A 729-nucleotide genomic window follows, 5' to 3' on the forward strand; every position below is an offset into this window, starting at 1 on the left:
AAGGTATGGATCATTTTCGTAATATCGGTTTGATTGGTCGTATGGGCAGTGCCCAGGTCATAGAAACGATGCGTCGTTTAAGAAAATTTCTGGTTAATGAAGGTTATTATCTAATCATTGAAGAAAATATCGGTGCTTTAATTCCCGGGCATGGTTTGCAGGTTTCCAGTGTCAAAATGATGGGGGAAATGTGTGATCTGGTGATCGTAGTGGGTGGTGATGGAAGTTTGTTGGGGGCTGCTCGAGAGTTAGCTAAATCAAATGTTCCTTTGTTAGGAGTAAACCGTGGCCGATTAGGTTTTTTGACTGATGTGTCACCAACTGAGTTGGAATCGAAAGTAAAAGAAGTGCTTTCAGGGCAGTATATTCAGGAAAGACGCTTCCTGCTAGATGTTCATGTTAAGCGAAATGGCGAGCCGGTTGGCTTTGGTACCGCATTGAATGACATCGTTCTTCACCCGGGTAAGTCAACTCGTATGATCGGTTTTGACTTGTTTATTGAGGGTCAGTTTGTCTACAGTCAGCGTTCAGATGGTTTGATTGTTTCGACACCAACTGGGTCAACAGCTTACTCTTTGTCGGCCGGTGGGCCTCTTTTGCACCCTAAACTCGATGCAATCTCATTAGTTCCAATGTTTCCTCATACGCTCAGTAGCCGTCCAATCGTTGTTGACGGTAAAAGTGAGATTAAAATTGTGATTGGTGAAGGTAATGAGATTTACCCGCAGG

The 729-nt window shown here is 43.8% G+C and carries 1 protein-coding gene; it reads left to right on the forward strand.

Annotated elements, in window-relative coordinates; all coding sequences use genetic code 11:
- Nucleotides 1–5 precede the first annotated feature (5 nt).
- The coding region (locus A3729_RS23015; RefSeq protein ID WP_068634319.1) for an NAD(+) kinase at nucleotides 6–729 on the forward strand (724 nt) is incomplete at its 3' end.

The sequence above is a fragment of the Oleiphilus sp. HI0043 genome (assembly GCF_001634935.1).